The 18,224-nt window shown below is 66.9% G+C and carries 18 protein-coding genes; 10 read left to right on the top strand and 8 right to left on the bottom strand.

Annotated features, from left to right (window positions below; all coding sequences use genetic code 11):
* Positions 1–105 precede the first annotated feature (105 nt).
* The 3 genes from ABIC78_RS03870 to ABIC78_RS03860 all read left to right on the top strand — a co-directional run bounded on the left by ABIC78_RS03870 (position 106) and on the right by ABIC78_RS03860 (position 4,002).
* Complete coding sequence (locus tag ABIC78_RS03870) at positions 106–1,650, top strand: DUF4118 domain-containing protein (protein ID WP_354487947.1); 1,545 nt, start codon at positions 106–108, stop codon at positions 1,648–1,650.
* Positions 1,647–2,366 carry a response regulator gene (locus ABIC78_RS03865; protein ID WP_354487945.1) on the top strand — a complete coding sequence of 240 codons (720 nt, stop codon included), beginning with the start codon at positions 1,647–1,649 and terminating at the stop codon, positions 2,364–2,366. Before ABIC78_RS03870 ends, ABIC78_RS03865 begins: the two co-directional genes overlap by 4 nt.
* A gap of 118 nt (positions 2,367–2,484) precedes the next feature.
* Complete coding sequence (locus ABIC78_RS03860; RefSeq protein WP_354487943.1) at positions 2,485–4,002, top strand: methyl-accepting chemotaxis protein; 1,518 nt, start codon at positions 2,485–2,487, stop codon at positions 4,000–4,002.
* A 28-nt stretch (positions 4,003–4,030) separates the two neighbouring features.
* Here ABIC78_RS03860 and ABIC78_RS03855 read toward each other — a convergent pair whose 3' ends face one another.
* The 5 genes from ABIC78_RS03855 to ABIC78_RS03835 all read right to left on the bottom strand — a co-directional run bounded on the left by ABIC78_RS03855 (position 4,031) and on the right by ABIC78_RS03835 (position 10,368).
* Positions 4,031–5,557: a TolC family protein gene (locus ABIC78_RS03855; RefSeq protein WP_354487941.1), complete on the bottom strand. Its 1,527-nt coding sequence runs from the start codon at positions 5,555–5,557 to the stop codon at positions 4,031–4,033.
* A gap of 116 nt (positions 5,558–5,673) precedes the next feature.
* Positions 5,674–7,026 carry an HlyD family type I secretion periplasmic adaptor subunit gene (locus tag ABIC78_RS03850; RefSeq protein WP_171795744.1) on the bottom strand — a complete coding sequence of 451 codons (1,353 nt, stop codon included), beginning with the start codon at positions 7,024–7,026 and terminating at the stop codon, positions 5,674–5,676.
* On the bottom strand, positions 7,023–8,747 hold the full coding sequence (locus tag ABIC78_RS03845) for a type I secretion system permease/ATPase (protein WP_354487939.1): 1,725 nt from the start codon (positions 8,745–8,747) through the stop codon (positions 7,023–7,025). Before ABIC78_RS03845 ends, ABIC78_RS03850 begins: the two co-directional genes overlap by 4 nt.
* 134 nt (positions 8,748–8,881) lie before the next feature.
* Positions 8,882–9,865, bottom strand: a complete 984-nt coding sequence (locus tag ABIC78_RS03840; RefSeq protein ID WP_022674795.1) for a sensor histidine kinase — start codon at positions 9,863–9,865, stop codon at positions 8,882–8,884.
* A 128-nt stretch (positions 9,866–9,993) separates the two neighbouring features.
* Entirely contained in the window at positions 9,994–10,368 is a 375-nt protein-coding gene (locus ABIC78_RS03835; protein ID WP_354487936.1) for a hypothetical protein, read from the bottom strand.
* A 206-nt stretch (positions 10,369–10,574) separates the two neighbouring features.
* Between ABIC78_RS03835 and ABIC78_RS03830 the strand changes: the two genes are divergently transcribed.
* Together ABIC78_RS03830 and ABIC78_RS03825 are read left to right on the top strand one after the other, a co-directional pair.
* Positions 10,575–10,982, top strand: coding sequence for a protocatechuate 4,5-dioxygenase subunit alpha (locus ABIC78_RS03830; RefSeq protein WP_197279213.1), 408 nt, complete (start codon positions 10,575–10,577; stop codon positions 10,980–10,982).
* The gene (locus ABIC78_RS03825; RefSeq protein WP_022674798.1) at positions 10,979–11,824 is read left to right on the top strand and encodes a class III extradiol dioxygenase family protein; all 846 of its coding nucleotides are present in this window, start codon (positions 10,979–10,981) and stop codon (positions 11,822–11,824) included. The genes ABIC78_RS03830 and ABIC78_RS03825 overlap by 4 nt, the downstream gene beginning before the upstream one ends.
* 114 nt (positions 11,825–11,938) lie before the next feature.
* On the opposite strand, the gene ABIC78_RS03820 is transcribed toward ABIC78_RS03825, so the two are convergent.
* Together ABIC78_RS03820 and ABIC78_RS03815 are read right to left on the bottom strand one after the other, a co-directional pair.
* Entirely contained in the window at positions 11,939–12,565 is a 627-nt protein-coding gene (locus tag ABIC78_RS03820; RefSeq protein ID WP_022674799.1) for a response regulator, read from the bottom strand.
* 13 nt (positions 12,566–12,578) lie between these two features.
* On the bottom strand, positions 12,579–14,240 hold the full coding sequence (locus tag ABIC78_RS03815) for a sensor histidine kinase (RefSeq protein ID WP_354487933.1): 1,662 nt from the start codon (positions 14,238–14,240) through the stop codon (positions 12,579–12,581).
* Positions 14,241–14,478: 238 nt separating this feature from the next.
* On the opposite strand from ABIC78_RS03815, the gene ABIC78_RS03810 reads away from it, so the two are divergent.
* From ABIC78_RS03810 to ABIC78_RS03795, 4 genes are all read left to right on the top strand, one after another.
* Positions 14,479–15,027 (top strand): helix-turn-helix transcriptional regulator, encoded by a 549-nt coding sequence (locus ABIC78_RS03810; RefSeq protein ID WP_171795749.1) that lies wholly within the window; start codon positions 14,479–14,481, stop codon positions 15,025–15,027.
* A gap of 66 nt (positions 15,028–15,093) precedes the next feature.
* Positions 15,094–15,492 carry a hypothetical protein gene (locus tag ABIC78_RS03805; RefSeq protein WP_231627512.1) on the top strand — a complete coding sequence of 133 codons (399 nt, stop codon included), beginning with the start codon at positions 15,094–15,096 and terminating at the stop codon, positions 15,490–15,492.
* Positions 15,493–15,530: 38 nt separating this feature from the next.
* Positions 15,531–15,977, top strand: coding sequence for a hypothetical protein (locus ABIC78_RS03800; protein WP_022675070.1), 447 nt, complete (start codon positions 15,531–15,533; stop codon positions 15,975–15,977).
* 91 nt (positions 15,978–16,068) lie between these two features.
* Positions 16,069–16,551 (top strand): MarR family winged helix-turn-helix transcriptional regulator, encoded by a 483-nt coding sequence (locus tag ABIC78_RS03795; RefSeq protein WP_233250899.1) that lies wholly within the window; start codon positions 16,069–16,071, stop codon positions 16,549–16,551.
* Between the two features lie 71 nt (positions 16,552–16,622).
* On the opposite strand, the gene ABIC78_RS03790 is transcribed toward ABIC78_RS03795, so the two are convergent.
* The gene (locus tag ABIC78_RS03790; RefSeq protein WP_054130542.1) at positions 16,623–17,306 is read right to left on the bottom strand and encodes an energy transducer TonB; all 684 of its coding nucleotides are present in this window, start codon (positions 17,304–17,306) and stop codon (positions 16,623–16,625) included.
* 519 nt (positions 17,307–17,825) lie between these two features.
* Between ABIC78_RS03790 and rpsL the strand changes: the two genes are divergently transcribed.
* Positions 17,826–18,197 (top strand): 30S ribosomal protein S12, encoded by a 372-nt coding sequence (gene rpsL, locus ABIC78_RS03785; protein WP_022675067.1) that lies wholly within the window; start codon positions 17,826–17,828, stop codon positions 18,195–18,197.
* Positions 18,198–18,224 lie beyond the last annotated feature (27 nt).

Genomic DNA, 18,224 nt, shown 5'->3' with positions numbered 1-18,224 from the left:
ATGCATTCTTTACGCGACCACCCGCCCATCTCGTCGCGCCGGCATGACACGGTGCGACAGCCTTGGCTCTCGACAGAGGGGGCCCTGCTGCGGCATCCGGGTGGCATGACACTGGCCCTTGCCCATCGTATCGCACCTGCGCCCGGCGCTGACGGGGACGGTGGGCTGGTCGCCGGCCTGCTGGCCACCGCGGCGCTGATCGGGCTGGCCAGCCTGGTCGGCATGACGCTGCTGGCGCGGGGGGATGTGGCTGATATCGGCCTGCTCTATCTGGTGCCGGTCATGTTTGCCGCGATCCGCCTCGGTCTGCGGCCGGGGCTCGCGGCGGGGCTGCTTTCGTCGCTGTGTTATAACTATTTCTTTATTCCGCCGCGTTTCACGCTGGCGGTGGCCGATCCCTCGCACCTCATCACGCTGGTCATCCTGCTGGGCGTGGCGCTGGTGGGCAGCCACATGGCGGCGCGCCTGCGTCACCAGGCTTCGCTGGCGCAGGCGCAGGCCGGGCGCGACGCGCTGTTGGCCGGGTTTGCCGGGCGCTTGATGGGGGTGACGCGGCGCGACGCGCTGTGGGCCTTGCTGGCCGAAGAAGTGGCCCGCCAGTTTGGCCTGCGCGTGCTGGTGGCGGCAGCCGATGCCCAGGGCATCGCCACGCTGGTGGCCGCGCACCCCGCGCACGATCGCCTCGACCTGCTGGAGGCGGCTGCCGCGCAATGGTGCCTCGACAGCGGGCGCTCGGCCGGGCCGGGCGGACAAGTGCCCACCGCGTCGGAGTGGTTGTTCCTGCCGGTGCCGGGCGGCCAGGGCCCGCTGGCCGTCGTCGGGGTGGGCAATCCCGATGGCGAGCTGCCGCTGCACGGCGGGCAGACTCCGCTGCTGGAAAGCCTCTTGGCCCAGGCCGGTCTTGCCTTGGCGCGGATTGCCCTGGAAGAGGAAAAGCTGGCCCTGGGCCGCGTGCAAGAGCGCGAGCGGCTGCGCAGTGCCCTGCTGTCGTCGATCGGCCACGATCTGCGCACCCCGCTCACCACCGTGCTGGGCACGCTGCGCGCGCTGCGCCCACTGACCCCAGAGCAGGCGGCCGCCTTGGCCAGCGCGCGCGGCGAGGCAGAGCGGCTCGACCGGTTCGTCGCCAACCTGATCGAGATGGTGCGCCTGGAAATCGGCGCCTTGCAGCGCGATCCTGAACCGGTTGACCTGGCCGAGGCGTGTGACGCGGCACTCGATCATCTCGCGCCAGGCGGCCTGGTCGGCCCGCTGGAACTGGTCGTGCCCGAAGACCTGCCGCTGGTCTTGGCCGATCCACGCCTGCTGCACCATTGCCTGATCAACCTGATCGACAATGCCGTGCGCCATGGCGGCAACGGCGGCATTCGGATAGAGGCGCTGGCTGATCCGCAGGGCGGGGTGGAACTGGCGGTCTGCGATCGTGGGCCCGGCCTGCCGCCGGGCGAAGAGGAGCGCATTTTCGGCATGTTCACGCGGCTTGAAGGATCAGACCGGCAAGGCGGCACGGGGCTGGGCCTTGCCATCGTCAAGGGCTTTGCCGAGGCGATGGGCCTTTCCGTGACGGCCGCCAATCGCCCGGGCGGCGGTGCGCGCTTCGCCCTGCATGTGCCGCCCGCGCTGGTGCGGCCTGTGGCCGTTCCGGCGTGAGCGGCACGACAGAACCGGCTGGCCCCGGCGTGCTCATCGTCGATGATGATCCGGCGATCCGCGCGCTGTTGCGCCAGACGCTGGCCCAAGCCGGTTATGGCGTAAGCGAGGCCGCCACGGCGACCCAGGCCCTGGCCCAGCGCGCCGCACAGGCGCCCGATCTGGCGCTGCTCGATCTCGGGCTGCCCGATCGCGATGGCCTGGAAATCCTGCCGCAACTGGTGGCGGCGGGCCTTGCCGTGGTGGTGCTGTCCGCGCGCGATGCCACCGCGGAAAAGGTTGCCGCGCTCGATCTGGGCGCCAGCGATTATGTCACCAAGCCATTCGATCCCGAAGAAATCCTGGCGCGCGTGCGCACCGCGCTGCGCCATCGCGCGCGGCTGGCTGGCGTACCGGGCGGGCAGGCGGTCTTGCGCTTTGCCGATGTGGAGATCGACCTCGCCGCGCGGCAGGTGCGCAAGGCCGGGGCAGAGGTGCACCTTGCCCCCAAGGAATATGCGTTCCTGGCCGAACTGGCAGGCAACGCCGGCCGCGTGGTGACGCATGCGCAATTGCTGCGCACGATCTGGGGGCCGGGGCACGAGACAGACGTGGAATATCTGCGCGTGGCGGCGCGCGGCATCCGGCGCAAATTGGAAAGCGATCGCCCGCCCGGCCACTCGGCGCTGCGCAACAAACCAGGCATCGGCTATCGCCTCGATCTGGCGCGCGGCTAACCCGAACCTGCACCACCCCCACGCAGGTTTACGTGGCCCCGGCTTAAACGCCATTTGAGCACGCCGATGATAGCGCCTGTCCCGGTCAATTCCGCCACCAGGACCGGGGAAAGATTGCATGTTCAAAAGGCGCGTTGTCGTTCCACTCGAAACCCGTTTCGCGCAGGCGGTGTTCGAGCAGGCGGCCGATGGCTTCCTGCTGATGCAGAATGGCCGGTTTACCCTGTGCAACGCTGCCGCGGAGCGCGTCTATCAGCGCCCCCGGCACGATATCATCGGCGCCTCGCCCGACATGCTGGCCGCGCCCTGCCAGATGGATGGCCGCCCCACGGCCGAGCACGTGGTGGAACGGATTGCCGAGGCGCAGCGCAACGGCTTTGCTCGCTTCGAGTGGCTCAACCTCGACGGCAATGGCCAGCCGTTGCGCATGCTGGTGACGCTGACGCCATTGATCATCGATGGCGGCGATGCCTTGATGATCCAGGTGCAAAGCCAGGCCGAAACTTCTGCCGTGGTCGATGCCCTGCGTGAGGGGCTGGAGCGGCTGGCCGGTGGCGATCTCGATTGCCGGCTGACCCGCGCGTTCCGCCACGATTACGAATGCCTGCGCACCGCGTTCAATTCGGCGGTCGATGCGATGGCCGGGGCCATGCGCTCGGTCGGCGGGATTGCCGAACAGGTGGCCAATGGCTCGGCCGAAATTCTCGCCGGGTCCGAAGATCTTTCCACCCGTACCGAACAGCAGGCCGCCGCCGTGGAAGAGGCCGCCGCCGCGCTGCGCCAGATCAACGAAAGCGTGCAGAAATCGGTGCAAGAGGCGGGCAACGCCAGCACCATGGTGCAAACGACGCTGGATGAGGCCCGCCAATCGGGCGACGTGGTGGGCCGCGCGATCGAGGCGATGGCGACGATTGAGAAATCGTCCCAGGAAATTGCCGAGATCGTGGGCGTGATCGATGCGATTGCGTTCCAGACCAACCTGTTGGCGCTCAACGCCGGGGTCGAGGCGGCGCGTGCCGGCGATGCCGGCAAGGGCTTTGCCGTGGTGGCGAGCGAGGTGCGCGCCCTGGCGCAGCGGGCGGGCGATGCCGCGCGCGATATCCGCGCCCGCATCGGCAGCTCCACCGAACAGGTTTCCAACGGCGTCGCGCTCGTCACCGCCACGGGTGACGCGCTGGAGCGGATTGCGGCCAGCGTCGGCGAAATCAACGACGTGATGCAGCGGATCAACGGCACGTCGAGCAACCAGGCGACAACCCTGGGTCAGATCAATGCCACCGTGCGCGATGTCGATTCGATCACCCAGCAGAACGCCGCCATGGCCGAGGAGGCCACGGCCACAGCCCGCAATCTGGCCGACCAGGCCAACGTGATGGCACGCGAACTGGCCAAGTTCCGCTTTGCCGGTAACCAGGCCACGGCCCGCGCCACGCCCGCGCCGCGTCCGGCAGTTGCGCTTCGACCGGCGGCAACGGAAGCAAAACCCCGGCTGGCGCCGGCTGCGGCGGCGGTTGCATCAGTGCCATCAGTGCCGCCTGCGCCAGTCCCCGCGCCCGCGCCCCGGCCGCGGCCATCGGCTGCCCCACGCAGTTCCGGCAATGCGGCTGTGGCGGAGGATGACTGGTCCGAATTTTGAGCGGCTTCAACGCCAGCAGCGGCATCCTTCAGTCTACGCCACGCGACAGCTCTGCCGCCGGCGTCAGCGTACGCATCGCCGGATCGCGCGCAGAGCGGGGAGGTGCGCTGCCTTCCACCAGGCCGTCAAGCGCGCGCACGGCGTCGGTTACGAGCGGCACATCGGCCTTGCCGGCCACGCGCCAGGCATCGCCCTGCGCATCGCGACGCGGGCCATCGGGCAGGAGCCAGGCGGCATCGAGTGCGCCTAGCGCGGCCAGTACCTGCACCTTGGCAAGATAGGCGCCGGCCACCCCATCGTTGTAGGCGCTGCGCGCCTGAAGCAGTTCGCGTGCCAGTTGGAGCACGTCGAGCGTGGTGAACATGCCCGCCCGCTCTTGCAGCACGGCGCCATCATAGGCGTTTTGCGCAGAGGCCACCGCCTTGGCGAGAGTGTCGATCGCGGCGGTCTGGGCCTGCCAATCGTTCCATGCGCCGGCAAGGGCCGCGCGATTTTCGCGCAAGGTGGCGTCCATCAGGCGCCAATCGGCATCATTGGCCGCTTGCGCGGCGTGCACGCGCGCGACGCGCTCGCCACTGTCAAACAGAGGGCCAGACAGCGTGACCACGCCCTTGATCTCGGTCTGGCGCAAGGTATCGGAATAGTTGGAAAAGCCGGCCGAGTAGGGCAGCAGGGCTGCCGTCCCCTGGAAATCGACGCGCGGGCGGCGCTCCGCTCTGGCCGCTTCCACGCTGGCGCGCGAGGCGCGTTCGCGTTCCTGCGCGGCGTGGATCAGCGGGTTATGCGTTTCGGCATAGGCATAGGCTTCTTCCAGATCGGCCACCGGCAATTGCAGCGGCGGTGGCGCGGCCAGGTCGCCCGGCCGCGTGCCGATCATGCGCAGGAATGCAGCCTCGGCCGTGCCGGCGTCGCGCTGCGCGGCAAGCAATTGCACGCGGCCCAGTTCCACCCTGGTTTCTACCTGCTGGATATCGGTGGCCGTCACCTCGTGCGCGGCCAGGCGCGCGCGATTGTCGGTCAATTCGCGGGTCAGCGCGGCCAGGTTGTCTGCAGCGATGGCCACGGCCGTGCGGGTGCGGCGCAGGCCGACAAAGGCATCGGCCGCATCGAGCAGGGCCTGCTGTTCAGCCGATTGCAGCACGGCCTGCTGATAGGCGGCCTGGGCGCGTGCGCCGCGTTCGTTGGCAAACGACCGGCCAAAGCTGAACAAGGGTTGGGTCAACACGGCCGTGGCGGTAGATGTCCAACCGCTGCGGCCCAGAAACACGCCCTTGGCAATTTCGAACCGGTCGCGCGTCCAGCCATAGGTCAGGGCATAGTCCAGCTTGGGGCCATAGGCGGCGCGTGCCTGTGCCACGCCCCAGGCGCTGCTCTGCGTGCTGCTGCGCTGGGCCAGCAGGGCCGGCGATGTCCAATAGGCATAGCGCAGGGCATCGGTCAGCGTGGAAACCGGCCGGCCTGACAGCGCGCCTTCGGCGATGTCTGCTGGGGTTTCGGGCGGCAGGCCGGCGCTGCGATCGATATCGACCGCCTCCTCCGCCCGAGCGGTGGGCATAAGCAGGGCCAGCGCGGCCGTGGCGCAGGCCCAGTGCAGGTTTAGGTGCAGGCGTGACCGGCGCACGCAGACGGGGCGCAGATGGCGCAGGGCAGAGCAAATGGCGGAAATCCCCCTCAATTGTCGCGGAAAGCGCGCATGAACTGGTCACGCAGCGGCTTGGTGACATAGGACAGCAGCGACCGGTTGCCGGTCTCGATATAGGTTTCGGCGGGCATCCCGCTGCGCAGCGCCAGCCCCTCACGCGCCACGGCCGCCTGGTCCACCGCAATGCGCACGGTGTAATAGGCCTGGCGCGTTTCCTGGTTGTCTGTCCGATCGGTGGCGACATAGATCACCCGGCCGGGAATTTCCGGGGTCGCGGCGCGGTTGAACGCGGAAAACCGCACCCGCGCCGCCTGGCCCACGCGCACCTGGTCGATATCGGTGGGGCTGACCGAAGCTTCGACGACCATGACATCGTGATCGGGCACGATTTCCATGATCGGCTCGGCTGGCCGTACGACATCGCCGATCGCGGCAAAGGCAATCTTTTCGATCGTGCCGGAATAGGGCGCGCGGATTTCGCTGCGGTCCTTCTGGTCCGATGCGCTGACCTTGCGCAGCTGCTGCTGGTTGAGCGCGGTATTGACCTGGGCCAGATCGGTGCCGGCCTGGACGCGGCGGGTCTGCACCGTCTGGATCGATTGCTCCTGCGCTTCGGTAATGCGGGCGCGGGTCTGGGCGATCTGCGCCTGCAACTGCGCCACTTGCCCGTCAATATCCACGGCCGTGCGTTCCAGCTGGTTCAGGCGGTTGATCGTGACCAGTTGCTTGTCCCACAGGTCGCGCACGCCCTGGCGTTCGGGCTCGATCAGGTGGCGTTGCTGGCGCAGGGCATCGATCTGCGCCTGAAGCCCGGTGATCTGCTGGTTGTATTGCGCCACGCGCGCGGCGAGCTGGGCGCGCAACTGACCTTCTTCGGTCTGGCGCATGGCGAACAGGTGCTGTTCGTCGGCCATGGCCTTGGCCGCACTGGGGTTGCCCGCTCGCAACAGGTCGGCCGGAAAGACCACCTGGCCCAGGCCCAGCCGCTCTGCTTCCAGCCTGGCTTTCTGCGCCAGCAGCTGTTCCACGGTGAGGTTGGAATAAGTGGCATCGGCGCCGGTCACGCGGTCATCCAGCCGCATCAGCAGTTCACCCTGGCGCACATGCTGGCCATTGATCACCGCGATCGTGGTGATGACGCCGCCGGTGGGATGGGCAATGCGCTTGACCCTGCTTTCCACACCCACCTGGCCACCGCCGATCACCGCGCCACCGATCGGCACGATCGCGGCCAAGGCAAACAGCAGGGCCATCAGCCCGGCCAAGGCGAAGACCAGCCGTACCAGCAGGCGCGGCGCGTGGGGGCGCGGCGTGGTGGGTTGGTCGATCCACAGCGTTGGCAGCAACTGCCTGACAGCGTCGGGAGAGAGTGGGGCGTTCATCGCGCGGCCTCCTTCGCCAGGTGGCCGGCGGCCGGCGGCGCGGCGGTGGTTTCGTTGGCTGGCAAGGTGCGCTGCATCACGGCGTCGCGTTCGCCAAAATCGACAAGGCGGCCATTCTGCATCACGGCGACATGGCTGATCGGGCCGAGCGTGGCCGGGCGGTGGGTGATCATGATCACGATGCCACCCCGCTGGCGCATGTCCATCACTGCGCGGTTGAGCGCGGCATCACCCACGGCATCAAGGTTGGAATTCGCCTCGTCCAGGATCAGCAGATGGGGATTGCCATAGAGCGCGCGGGCCAGGCCCACCCGCTGGCGCTGCCCGGCGGATAGCTCGCTGCCCCCGGCGGAAACCTGGGTGTCATAGCCATCGGGAAGCGCCAGGATCGCCTCGTGCAGGCTGGCAGCGCGCGCCGCGGCCATCACCCCGTCGGACGTTGCGGCCGGATCGAACCGGGCGATGTTCTGGCCCACCGTGCCATCGATCAGATCGACCGTTTGCGGCACATAGCCAAAGGCACTGCCCAGCGCTTCGGCATCCCACTGGTCGGGCGTGGCGCCATCCAGCCGCACCTCACCACGCTGCGGTTTCCAGATGCCCAGGATGCCACGCACCAGCGTCGTCTTGCCCGCGGCGCTCGGCCCGATCACGGCCAGGGCCTGCCCCGGTTGCAGCGACAGCGACACGCCCTGCACGGTGAAGCGTTGCGTTCCCGGTGGCGCTACCCACAGATCGCGCAGGGCCAGTTCCCCGTGCGGGCGATCGAGTGTCACCTGGCGTTCGGGCGGACTGCGGAACGTGGTGATCGCCTGGACGATCCGGCCCCAACCGCTGCGTGCGGCCACCAGCCCTTTCCAGTTGGCAATCGCGGAATCGACCGGCGCCAGGGCGCGCCCCGAGAGTACCGAGGATGCCAGGATCACGCCACCGCTGGCCTTGTCATCGATGACCAACAGCGCGCCCACGGTCAGGATGATCGATTGCAGCAGCATGCGGAACGTGCGGCTGGCCCCACCCAGGCGCGAAACGGTGCGCGCCAGTGCCGATTGCGCGGCAATGAACTGGCTTTCCCAACCAGAGGTGCGCGACACGAGGCGATCCTGCATGCCCATGGCAAAGGCGGATTCGGCAAAGCGGATTTCGGACAGCGTGGCGGCGCTGCGCTGCCCGGTGATCATCGCCAACTCGCGCGAGGCGGTTTGCGTGCGGCGGTTGGACAGCAGCGCCAGCACCGCCATCACCATGACGCCGGCCAGCGCGGTCAGCCCCAGCCACCAGTGCAGTGCGGCCAGCACCACCAGGAACATCACCACCCAGGGCAGGTCGATCAGCGCAACCGGGCCGGCGCCAGCCAGAAACGTGTGCACCGCGTCCAGGTCGCGGGCAAACTGCAGGCCATCGCCCTTGTCCGGCCCCGCGCGCAGCGGGCGGGCGACCGTGGCATAGTGGACAGCACCGAACAGATCATCGTGCACGCCATTGGCAACGCCCAGCAGCGCCTCTGCCCGAATTGCCTCGAAAACCGCTTGAAATACGTAGATCAGCACCAGCATGACAAACAGCCCCACCAAGGTGGGAATGCTTCGGCTGGGCAGAACCGAATCGTAAACCAGCATCATGTAGCCCGACCCGGCAAAGACCAGGACGTTCAACAGCAGGCTGGCCACGGCGACCAATCCAAGATTTCCGCGATATCTGCGCAGGAACAGGCGCAGCATTTGCCGATCCACGTTGTAACACCCCCACAAGGCCCTTGTTGCCTTGCGGGTATAGCAGTGTGGCATCAGGCCATTCCGGCAGATGCTTCCGGCTCGGAACTATAACGCTGTGATCAGGCCCGTTACGTGGCGTTTCAGGCGGCTTCTGCCGCCGTGCAGGCGCGGGCGCCAACGATCAGCATCTCACACCAGACCCCGCGCGGATCGAACATGAGATCGACCGCTTCGAGCCCCGGCTGCGCGCGCAGCAGGTGCGATCCCGTGCCCTGGTGGGCGGGTGGGCTGACCAGGGGCCCACCCGATTCCTTCCACAGCAGGTAGAGCCGGTCACCATCGGGTGCCAGGAACCAGCGCAGATCGACCCAGCCGGCGGGATCGGACAGCGCGCCGTGCTTGATCGCATTGGTGCACAGCTCGTGCACCGCCATGATCAGCGGAATGCAGCTTGGCTCGGGCACTGTGCAGGGAGTGCCGCTCAGGCGGATGCGTGATCCCTGGCCGAAGGGGCCGATAGTGCGCTCGATCAGTTCGGGAAGATGCCCTTCGGCTTCGGTGCCGATGCGCAGCAGGTCGCTGGCCTTGGCCAGGCTGTCCAGGCGGTGGGAAAACTCGCGGAAGAAATCGAGCGGGTTTTCGGCACGTGGCCCACGCGCCGACAGGGCCTGGATTATCGACAGCAGGTTGCGGCAACGGTGGCGCAATTCGCGGTTGAAGGTGTCCTGCTGGCGGTTGACGGCGTCAAGTTCGCGCACCGTGGTGCGCGCCACTATCGCCATGCCCATGACCAGGACCACGCAGGCGGCGCCCACCAGCAGCGACACGAGCGGCCGACCGTGCCAGGCGATGCCCATGATCGATCCGGCAAACAGCCACTGCGCCACGGCAAACGAGCCGAACACGGCCAGCATGGCAAAACCCTGTTCCAGCAGCAGCGCGGCGATCAGCACCGTGGGCCAGAACGCGAGGAACGGCATCACCGCAGGTTGCGGCTCTATCACCAGGCGCAGGAGCGACGGCACGAACACCAGAAGGGCGCACAGGATCGCCTGTTGCAGTGCGCTGCGCTGCCGGATCAGCGCGGCGCGCATCATGCCGGAAACCCCGGTCAGAACTTTCATCTGCGCCCCTTTGACCCTGGCCGCGCCAGGCGAATCCCTGCGGCGGGTCTTTGTAAAACAGTGTTAACGCCATTGCCGGCGAACCGCAGCCCTTTTTCCGTTTGCGCCGGGCCAATTGGCCCAAATAACTAGGGCTGGCGGGGGCGGGACAGCCTTAATGCGGCCTCGATCTCCAGCAGGCTGCAGAGCAAGGCGCGCTCTTCCAGGCCAAGCGCCTGGCTGCGTTGCAGCGTGGTGCGGCACAGTGCGAGCAGGCTGGCGGGATGCCGCGCGAGCGTGGCGCGGAATGCGTCCAACGAGGGCGGCGCGGTAGGCAGATCTGCTGGCAGCCCGGCCGGAACGATCAAGGCGTCTTCGGGGGCGGCGGCGGCGCGCAGGCGCCACAGGACGGCAACCGCGCGGTCCACCATAGCGCGCACCAGATCGCCTGCCGCCTCTCCCGATGCGCGGGCTTTGAGTTTCTGGCGATAGCGGCGTTGCCGTTCGGCATTGGTCAGGGCCATGACCCTGCCTAGACGGGGTTTGGCAAGGCTTGAAAAGCCCGGTCAGCCCCTTGCGTAACCATCCCTATCGATGGCTCCTGCACCCACTATCCCGCGCTTTTGCCGCTTTTGACATGCGTCAAGGAGGCGGCGCGCGGCTGGGCTATCTTGCACAGGTGGCCCGATCCGTCACCGGACCAGGGCGGATGGGCATGGAGGATGCAGCGATGACCAATCCTGAAAGTATGGCACTGCGGCGTGGGATCGCCGGCACGCTGCTGTTCGATGGTGAACTCGCCAGCCGCGGTTTCGAACTGAATGCCATGTGCTTTTCATTCAACGACACGGCCAATCGCGCCGCATTCCTGGCCGACGAAGACGCCTACTGCCGGCGCTATAACCTTACGCCCGAACAGCGCGATGCGGTGGCGCGGCGCGATGTGCTGGCGATGATCGAGGCAGGTGGCAATGTCTATTACCTGGCCAAGCTGGCGGGCATTTTTGGCCTCAACGTGCAAGATCTCGGCGCCTTGCAAACCGGCATGAGCGTGGCCGAATTCAAGCAATACCTGCTTGACCAGGGCGAGGCCGCGGGCTGCGCCCCGGCCAGCAATGACGTGGGAGTGGCGGCATGAGCGCGCAGATCATCGGTGGCTATTTCAGCAGCCACGTTCCCGGCATCGGCGGCGCGATTGCGCGCGGCGCCCAGGCAGAGCCCTATTGGAAGCCGTTCTTCGATGGCTATCCACCGGTGCGCACGTGGCTGGCGCAGGCGCGCCCGGACGTGGCCATTGTGTTCTACAACGATCATGGGCTCAACTTCTTCCTCGATGCCATGCCCACGTTCGCGGTGGGCGCAGCGGCGGCCTATCCCAACGAGGATGAAGGCTGGGGCCTGCCGGTTTACAAGACTTTCCAAGGCGATCCCGGGCTTTCCTGGCACATTATCGAGGAACTGGTCGGCAGCGGGTTCGACATCACGATGTGCCAGAAGATGAAGGTCGACCATGCCCTGTCGATCCCGTTCGAGCTCGCCTATCCCGACGTGGCGGCCTGGCCGGTGAAGATCGTGCCGATTGCGATAAACACCGTGCAATACCCGCTACCCTCGCCGCAGCGCTGCTATGATCTGGGCCGTGCCGTGCACCGCGCGTTGCAATCCTGGCAGGATGATACACGCGTGGTGGTGATCGGATCGGGCGGCCTGTCGCATCAGCTGGATGGCGCGCGCGCTGGGTTCATCAATGCCGACTATGACCGCTTCTGCCTCGATCACCTGGCCAACGATCCCGAGGCGCTGTTGCGCCATTCGACGGAAGAGGTTGCCGCGATTGCCGGCACGCAAGGGGTGGAGATCGTCAACTGGATCGCTGCGCGTGGCGCGCTGGGCCAGGGGCCGCATGCCGAAGTGACGCGGAATTATCACATCCCGATCAGCAATACGGCCGCAGCAACGCTGGTGTTGACCCCGACCTGACAGCTTGGCAGGTTTGGCCCGTGCCCGTGGCATACGGGCCGATAGGCCGGCGCGTCTTCCTGGGGGGGAGGGCGCGCCGGTTCTCTTTGGAAGCCCTCGCGGTGGTCTACGGCCTTAGTCTGCCATGTCGTTGACGGCCATCAGGGCCAGCTCGGTGCGGTTGTCGATGCCCAGCTTCTGGTACATGGCGTGAAGGTAAACCTTCACGGTGCCTTCGCCGATATTCAGTTCCGCGCCGATATCGCGATTGCGCATGCCGCGCGCCACCAGGCGGGCGATGCGCCGCTCGCGTGGGTTCAGGCGATCGAGCGGCCCGGTGCCCTCGGGATGAAGCGACAGGTCAAGCGCGCGCTGCAGAAGGTCTGCCGAAATGGCCCGTTCGCCTTCCTCCACCTTGGCCAGCACATCGATCAGTTCATCGCCGGCGCCATCCTTGGAGACGATGCCCTCGACGCCCGCGCGCATCACCGCCAGCAGATTGCGATCGGTCAGCTCGGCAGTCAGCAGCACGACCCGCCGCCGATCGCCCCGGGCCCGCAGCGTTTCGAGCACCTGGACCCCGTTCATGCCGGGCATGTTGATATCCAGCACGACGATTTCGGGATCGTGGGTGGCGATCGCGTCCAGCGTTTCCTCGCCGCTGGCCGTGGCGGCGACCACTTTGAAGCGGCTGTCGCGCAGCACGGCGGCAACGCCGGCGCGGATAAAGCCGTGGTCGTCAGCAACAAGGATCGTGGTCATGCCTTCAGGCCTGTCATGCATTGATGCGGGTGGGCACTTCGATATCGAGGCGGGCGCCCGGGCGCAGATGGTTGTTGGAATGTTCGGCGATGCGCACGCGGCCACCCAGTGCCGCCACGCGCTCGGTGATCGAGCGCGGCTGGCACAACTGGCCCGCCCCTGGAAAGCCAACCCCGTCGTCTGCAATCGTAACGGTCAGGGTGGACCCGTCGTGGTGGAGCGAAATCATCACTTCGCTGCACTGGCCATGTCGAGCGGCATTGGCAACAGCCTCGCGCACCATTTGTCGCAACTCATAGGCAAGATGGATCGGCACCGGCAGCGGGCCGGTCTGTCCGTCAAAGCGGATCTGGACGCGCCAGTGGGCCGACATTTCCTCGACCAGGCTGCGCAATTCCTCGGTCACGTCGGCAGCGCGATCACCGTCCTCGCCGCGGCGCAGCCGGTCGATCATTACGCGCAACTGCGCCTGCTCGCGGCGCAGCGCTTCCTTCATCGCCACGATTTCGCCCTCAGGGTCCTTGCCGTCGCGCAGGCGGCGACGCAGCGCCTCGAGCCGGAACATCGTGCCGGCCAGGAACTGTACGACGCTGTCGTGAAGGTCGCGCGCCAGGGCATTGCGCACTTCGGCCACGGCCGAGCTCTTGGCCAGGGTGGCCATTTCCTCGCGGTCGAGCGCCAGGCCGATCTCGCGCACCAGGGCGCTCATCCACGGCAGGTCGTCCACCGCCATGGCGGGAATGCCCCAGACCAGCAGCTGCCCCTGGCTGGAAACAGAACTGAACGTGGCAAGAATGCCTTCGTTGACGCCGCAGATCTCGGCCAGCGGAATGGCGGCAGTGCTGCGCTCGATCACCAACTGGTGCTCCGCCGGCAGGCCGATGCGGCGCGCGCGCTGGCGATCGAACAGGGTGGGCGGGGCAGGCATGGCCAGGGCCGTGGACAGGGCGCTCGGGCCCTGGCGCTCGCTCGTAACGCGGCCATCGTCCTCGATCAGCAGATCGATCCAGGGCTCGTCACCCCAGGCCACCGCAAGAGCCGCGCCGCGTGCCCCCATGGTGAGGCAGGCCTGGCGCAAGGCGCTGGCCAACACGCGGTTGCGGCGCGCGCCGGGCGGGCCGGCTGGTTCGGGCAGAGTCACCACGCGCCGCCCGCGCTGGCGGCTGGCCAGCCACAGCATCAGCATCGACACCACGACCATGCAGATCAGCCCACGCACGAAGCGCAGCGGATCGGGGGCGGCCCCGCCAAGCGTCAGCATCCCGGCCGGCACGATCGCGGCAAAGAACAGGCCCATGCCGGTCGTCGCCACGCCGATCGTGCCCCAGCGCACCAGGGCAACCAGCAGCAGAAACGTGCCGAACACCAGAAACGGCCCGGTCAGCACGCCTTGCGGGCGCTCGGTAAAATAGATCGCGCCGGCAAATGCCACGAAATCGATCACCTGCGCGGCCGGGGCCAGGCGGCAATCATACCACCAATCCGTCCAGGCCGCGCAGGCGAGGACGATGACCCAGAAGACATAGCCACCAGCCAGTATCCGGGTGATGCCGGGATTGCGCAGCGCCACATCGGGAGCGAACACGATACCCGCCATGAACATCGCGGCCATCGTCAGCCGGCACAACGCCAATACCTTGCCGCTGCGCCGCGCATACATGTGACGGATCTCCAAGCCTGCGGCCTCCCTATGGGAAAAGATATGTGGCGCCCTGTGCGGATATGCAATCGGATTGCGCTCCCGGCGGGTGGGCTTTTACGTTAACCATTGTTACAGGGGGCTATGCCATCGACCATGCTTGCCGGTTCATGAATACCGATACGGGGCGCCGACCTGACGCGGCGCTGATTCGCATCCTGTGGGATGCGGGCTGGCATGCACTTGGCGCTGCGGATAGGATGGGAGGCAAGTCATGACCGGATCGCCTTCCTCTTCCTCGCCGCTTGATGCGTTGACGGCCAAGCAGCGCGAGGTGCTGAACCTTCTGATCCAGCACAAGACCTCGAAGGAGATATCCCGGATACTGGGTATCTCGCCCTATACGGTCGATCAGCGCATTCTGCTGGCACGGGGCAAGCTGGGCGTCACCTCGCGCAGCGAAGTGGCTCAGGCATATAGGCTTTTGCTGGAAGAAACCGGGTCTGCCGGGGTATCCGTAAAACCCGTATATGGTTCGCAGGATGTCGCCAAGGTCATCATTCCGACGCACAAGGACAGCGAAGGACAAGACGAGCCCGAAGCCCCGGTAGACGAAGGTGGCGATGATGGGGATCATCCCACCACGCAAGCGTCCGCCACCATGGACCAAGGGTATCATCGTGTCCTTCCGGAGATGTTCGACGGACCTTACGGGACGCTGATGCGACTGGGGGCAACGGCCCTTATCGCGATGGTCCTGATCCTCACCGTCCTGGGTGGGCTGACGATGTTCTCGCAGTTGTCCAGGATCGTGGATCGTTAACCTGTCGGATCTCCTCCGCATCAACATGGGGACGGCACCGGTGGTGTCGTGTGGAGGCAGATGACGATGACCAATACCAAGCACAACAATACGGTTCGGGCCGCGGTGGCTGGCGCGATGACGCCCGCGGTGGCGCAACTGCGCGTAACCCGCGATCTGCACGAGGCGGAAGCGGCGCTGGACGAGGCGCTGATCCGCCAGGCCAACCTGCTTTCGTCGATGGTGTCTGCGCGGCGTGAGGCGGGGCTGCCGCCGTTCCTCGGGCAGGATGCGCTGATGCGCCTGCTCAAGAGCCAGCAGGCGATGGTCGATGCGGGTGGCGAATTGGCGCGCGTGCACGGCCGGCTCAGTGCCATTGCGGCCGAAACCATGGGCGGCAATGACGAATGCCCCAAGACCGCGACGCTGGTCGATCCGGCCGATGCGTCCGGTGGGGTGATGGCGCCCCTGGCGCACGCAGCCTGACCTTGTCTCCGGCATGGGTATGGAGGATGTGACGGCCGATGCTCTCGCTCTGGCTACCTCGCATTCTCCTGGCCTGCGCCGTTCTGTTCGCCGCCCGCAAGGGCGGCGAACCTGAACAGTCGGTGGCGGCGATCCTGCTCGCGACATTCGCGCTCGACGTTGCCAACCACGCAATCTTCGGAGATCCCGCATGGTTTGCGGTCAATCCCGGTCACCTGGTGATCGATCTTTGGGCGTTCATCGTCCTGCTGTGGGTGGCCTTGCGCGCCAACCGCGCCTGGCCATTGGCCGTCAGCGCGGCGCAGGCGCTGGTCGTGCTCGGCCACGCCGCCAAGTTGTGGGAGCTGGCCATGGTGCGCAAGGCGTACTGGGTGATGACGCAGGTTCCCTTCTCGTTGCAACTGCTGTTGCTGATCTTTGGCACGGCCGCGCACATGCACCGCGCGCGCCGGCTGGGCGACTATCATGGCTGGCGGCTGACCTGATCGCTGCAGCCATGCTGACTCCAGCGGGGAGGGCGGCATGACGGTGCGATCGATGCGAGCCGCCGCGCGCCGAAGTGATGGAGTGCAGGGCATGACCTTTCGAAACGAGCAGATCATGGCAGCAGCACCCACTGCCGGTGTGCCGCGCCCGGCCATCCCGGCGCCAGCGCTGGCGATGGCTCGCGAAGTCTATGCCGCGCGGCGGCGGCGCGAACGGTTCCTGGCGGCAGACCTGTTTGGCGAGCCAACCTGGGATATCCTGCTCGACCTGTTCATCGCCGCGGCAGAGGCGCGCCGCGTGCCCACGACCAGCGCCTGTATCGGCGCCAACGTTCCGCCCACCACGGCGCTGCGCTGGCTGCGCATCCTGGAAGCGCGCGGCCTGGTGGAGCGCGAGGACGATGGTCGCGATGGCCGGCGCACGTTCGTGTGCCTGACCGCGCGCGGCCTGGCGGCGATGACCGATCTCATGCTCAACTGGCAGGCAGCGATGGGTGCAGTCGCGCAGTCCACGCTCGCAACTGACCAGCCACGCCCGGCGCCGGCCTTTTCCTTTGAAATGACTGCTGACTGAAGGCCAGTCTGGCAGGCGTGTATCAAAGCCCGGCTGCGTGCAGCCGGGCTTTGCTGTCTCAGCGCTAGGCCCTATTCATCCAGCTCCCAGCGGATCGAGCCGAGGTAGATGCCCGTGGTGGCCGCGCCACTAGCATCGGTAGCGACGGCGAACCGCGCCCGGCTGGCGATGCGTGCGCAGGCCGTAGCGTCCAGCAGGTCGTGCCCGCTGCTGGCGGTGATCGCGCAATCGGCGACGCGGCCGTCGCGGCCGATCGTTAGCCGAAACCGGGTCACGCCGGTCCAGCCCTCGCGCACCGCCTGGCCAGGATAATCGTTGCGCGTGACCCAGTCGCCGGGATTGCCCTTGGGTGTGGCGCGCTGTGGGGTGGCCTGGGGCTGCGGTTCGGGCGGCGGCGGGAAGAAGGGCTCGGTTGGCCGGATCACCACGGGTCCGTCGTCGATCTGCGGCAGCGTACTCGGGCCAGTTTGGGGCAGCGGATTGGCCGGGGCCAGCTTGTCGATGACCGGCGGCGTGGTGTCGATATGCGTGGGCGCGGTTGGCGGCGGCTTGCGCACGGGCGTCGTGGTTGGTTTGGGCGGCGGGGGTGGTACATAGGTCCAGTTGTTCCCCTGCAGGGTGTGGTGGATCACGGCCGTGATCGCGCCGCCCGCGAACGTGGTGAGGAGTGCGGCGCCCACCCCCAGATGGAGCAGGCCGACCGCAAGGCCGATGCGCAGCGAAGGACGACGGGCAGTCTGATCGACGTAAGCCATGCGTTTCTCCTCTCAGCCATGTACCGGCGGCCTGATTGTGCCTGCCGGGCAACGCTTGCGCGCTCCAAGCGCGTGGGGCGGGCGTTGCAAGGGTGATGGTATCACATGCCTCGTCGTGACAAAGTGAAATCTCAACCGCGTTGGTAGTAATTGTGTCGTGGCGCCTGCCTTGACCGGATCGGCCCTTTGGCGTAGGGGCGCACTCGTTCCGGTATGCATTTGCGTGCTGCCGGCCAGTTAAAGAGCTGAACATTGCCGGTGCGCATGGGGCTGCAAGTGGCGGTAATCCGCCATGGGTGGCCCTTTTCCCTTTGGGTTGGATCTTGCCGAATCGGCAAGGGCGCCTGCCGGGATGCCAGCCGTCAAAGTAACCCGGTGCCGTTGGCCTGGGTGGAGTGTTTTCGGCTCATTCGATGCGTCATGCGCTGCGGCCTCGTGCTGCGCAGTGCCGACCCATTGCATGAGGCGTCTTTCCTTCACCTGTTCCGGCGTTGCCATAACCAAGGTGAAGAGTACTTCATGCCTACGATCAACCAGCTGATCCGCAAGGGTCGCGTCCCGCAGAAGGCCAAGAGCAAGGTCCCTGCGATGGAGCAGAACCCGCAGAAGCGCGGCGTTTGCACCCGCGTCTACACGACCACCCCGAAGAAGCCGAACTCGGCTCTCCGCAAGGTCGCCAAGATCCGTCTGACCAACAGCCGCGAAGTCATTTCGTACATTCCCGGCGAAGGCCACAACCTGCAGGAACACTCCGTGGTGCTGATCCGCGGCGGCCGTGTGCGCGACCTTCCCGGCGTGCGCTACCACGTGCTGCGCGGCGTGCTCGACACGCAGGGCGTTAAGGACCGCAAGCAGAGCCGTTCGAAGTACGGCGCCAAGCGTCCGAAGTAATGGTGGCCGCAAGCGCGGCTGGTGGGG

The organism is Novosphingobium sp. 1529 (assembly GCF_040544855.1).
Taxonomy (GTDB): Bacteria; Pseudomonadota; Alphaproteobacteria; order Sphingomonadales; family Sphingomonadaceae; genus Novosphingobium; species Novosphingobium capsulatum.
This window is presented reverse-complemented; position numbering and strand designations above follow the sequence as displayed.

Bases quoted from the DNA above. Each gene is read 5' to 3' on its own strand.
- ABIC78_RS03870 (WP_354487947.1), top strand. From the start codon at position 106: ATGACACTGGCCCTTGCCCATCGTATCGCACCTGCGCCCGGCGCTGAC.
- ABIC78_RS03860 (WP_354487943.1), top strand. From the start codon at position 2,485: ATGTTCAAAAGGCGCGTTGTCGTTCCACTCGAAACCCGTTTCGCGCAG.
- ABIC78_RS03855 (WP_354487941.1), bottom strand. From the start codon at position 5,557: ATGCCCACCGCTCGGGCGGAGGAGGCGGTCGATATCGATCGCAGCGCC.
- ABIC78_RS03850 (WP_171795744.1), bottom strand. From the start codon at position 7,026: ATGAACGCCCCACTCTCTCCCGACGCTGTCAGGCAGTTGCTGCCAACG.
- ABIC78_RS03845 (WP_354487939.1), bottom strand. From the start codon at position 8,747: ATGCTGCGCCTGTTCCTGCGCAGATATCGCGGAAATCTTGGATTGGTC.
- ABIC78_RS03840 (WP_022674795.1), bottom strand. From the start codon at position 9,865: ATGAAAGTTCTGACCGGGGTTTCCGGCATGATGCGCGCCGCGCTGATC.
- ABIC78_RS03835 (WP_354487936.1), bottom strand. From the start codon at position 10,368: ATGGCCCTGACCAATGCCGAACGGCAACGCCGCTATCGCCAGAAACTC.
- ABIC78_RS03830 (WP_197279213.1), top strand. From the start codon at position 10,575: ATGACCAATCCTGAAAGTATGGCACTGCGGCGTGGGATCGCCGGCACG.
- ABIC78_RS03825 (WP_022674798.1), top strand. From the start codon at position 10,979: ATGAGCGCGCAGATCATCGGTGGCTATTTCAGCAGCCACGTTCCCGGC.
- ABIC78_RS03820 (WP_022674799.1), bottom strand. From the start codon at position 12,565: ATGACCACGATCCTTGTTGCTGACGACCACGGCTTTATCCGCGCCGGC.
- ABIC78_RS03810 (WP_171795749.1), top strand. From the start codon at position 14,479: ATGACCGGATCGCCTTCCTCTTCCTCGCCGCTTGATGCGTTGACGGCC.
- ABIC78_RS03805 (WP_231627512.1), top strand. From the start codon at position 15,094: ATGACCAATACCAAGCACAACAATACGGTTCGGGCCGCGGTGGCTGGC.
- ABIC78_RS03800 (WP_022675070.1), top strand. From the start codon at position 15,531: ATGCTCTCGCTCTGGCTACCTCGCATTCTCCTGGCCTGCGCCGTTCTG.
- ABIC78_RS03795 (WP_233250899.1), top strand. From the start codon at position 16,069: ATGACCTTTCGAAACGAGCAGATCATGGCAGCAGCACCCACTGCCGGT.
- ABIC78_RS03790 (WP_054130542.1), bottom strand. From the start codon at position 17,306: ATGGCTTACGTCGATCAGACTGCCCGTCGTCCTTCGCTGCGCATCGGC.
- rpsL (WP_022675067.1), top strand. From the start codon at position 17,826: ATGCCTACGATCAACCAGCTGATCCGCAAGGGTCGCGTCCCGCAGAAG.